The sequence below is a fragment of the Halorubrum sp. SD690R genome (assembly GCF_005435035.1).
Classification (GTDB): Archaea; Halobacteriota; Halobacteria; order Halobacteriales; family Haloferacaceae; genus Halorubrum; species Halorubrum ezzemoulense.
The window spans coordinates 1-1,078 of sequence record NZ_SGTV01000092.1 but is presented as its reverse complement, the minus strand read 5'-3'; the positions used below and the strand labels follow the sequence as shown (position 1 = coordinate 1,078).

Sequence of the window (1,078 nt, the reverse complement as noted above, 5' to 3'; positions counted from 1 at the left end):
TCAACAGGCGGCGATGATCCTCGGCCCCGGCCCGAGGATCATCTGCCTCGACTTCGTCGATATCCACTACCACGGCTGTCCACACGCTGATGCTGGCGAACTCTGCCACACCAAACCACGCGATGGCACCAGCAAGTGCCATCGCTACCTCGCCGGATTCGTCCTCTGTCGGGCAAAACCACTCGTCGTCGCAGTCACACCCGTCCGTAGTGATGAACCAAAAAGCGACGCGGTCGAGCGATTGCTCGACCACGTCGCAGCCCTCCCAATCGACATCGCTGGCCTGCTCGCTGACCGTGGATTCTACGATGGTATGTCGATCGAGCGACTGGATGCTGTGGCACCAGTCGCTCTTCCAATCATCCGCCGTGGGAAACAGATGGCCGAGAAACTGGACACGAGGGTCTCCTACTGGACGGAGTACGTGATGTACAAGGGAAGCGAGCGGGAACTGCGCTTCCCGCTCGCGGTCTGTGTCTCCTACCAGCAGGGCAACCGAGGCAAGCACGGCTTGCTCGTGCGGGCGTACGTGGCGTGCGATCTGACCGATCGCACGCCGAAGGAGGTCGAAGCCCTCTATGAAAAACGCTCAGCCATCGAGACAGCCTTCCGGACGATGCGCGAAGCGCGTGCACGGACGAGTACGACTGATCCAGCCGTTCGGTTGTTGTTCATCCTCGTGAGCTTCCTGCTGCGGAACCTCTGGGTGATCGTCCGATGGGGCGTGCTCGCCACGCCGCGACGCGGCGGGCGAGCACTGCCTGTCTGGTTCCGCTTCGAGGTGTTTCGAGAGTGGATCGATCACGCTCTTGACGAAACGTTGCGCCGGAAGTGGGAAGCACCGACCAACGGTGTCGGTATCCCGGCGACCTACAGCAAGCTGGACGCGGGCTGAGGCTGCCCGCATCCAGCGACAGCCCTGTACGTGAGCGACAGCTTCGCCTCTTGTCTGGACTGACGGCGCTCTCACTGGCGTGAGACCGCCGCCTTTGTTCGACTCGATGAACCGGTCACTCTGATCTCGTTCATTTCTCTCCAGAAATTGGGTCAGCAATCAGGAACGATGGGAACTACCGAT

Annotated in this window: 1 protein-coding gene; it reads left to right on the top strand. The window is 61.0% G+C overall.

Annotated features, from left to right (window positions below; translation table 11 throughout):
• A partial coding sequence (locus EXE41_RS18540) for an ISH3 family transposase (RefSeq protein ID WP_137691788.1) occupies positions 1-895 on the top strand: 895 nt, incomplete at its 5' end.
• Between the last annotated feature and the right edge of the window lie 183 nt (positions 896-1,078).